Source organism: Paracoccus sp. S4493 (genome assembly GCF_000967735.1).
Classification (GTDB): domain Bacteria; phylum Pseudomonadota; class Alphaproteobacteria; order Rhodobacterales; family Rhodobacteraceae; genus Paracoccus; species Paracoccus marcusii.
Genome location: NZ_JXYF01000318.1, coordinates 1 through 304, shown reverse-complemented (window position 1 = coordinate 304; position 304 = coordinate 1). Strand labels below are relative to the sequence as shown.

1 protein-coding gene is annotated in these 304 nt (G+C 73.4%); it reads right to left on the bottom strand.

Annotated features, from left to right (window positions below):
• Nucleotides 1-88 precede the first annotated feature (88 nt).
• A partial coding sequence (locus TW83_RS17400) for a TOBE domain-containing protein (RefSeq protein ID WP_045984049.1) occupies nucleotides 89-304 on the bottom strand: 216 nt, incomplete at its 5' end.

Here is a 304-nt window from a genome sequence, read left to right as displayed (position 1 = left end):
TCATAGCTGACGTTCAGCAGCTTGTCCTGCGCAAGGGCGGGGCCGGACAGGGTCAGGGCCAGGGCGGTGGCGATCAGGGGCAGTCTCATCAGGCGGTTTCCTTCTGCATCGGGGCATCGGCAAAGATCGTGGCGGCCTGGACGGCCAGCGTGACGGGGGCGCCGCGGCTCAGCGCCGGGGCGCCGCGGCGGGGCATCTGTATTTCGGCCTCGGCGCCGCCCGGATGGGCGACGGTCAGGCGCAGGTCGGCACCGGTGCTGGCCAGGGTCTGGACGCGCCACCGCCCGTCCCCGTCCGGCGCGAC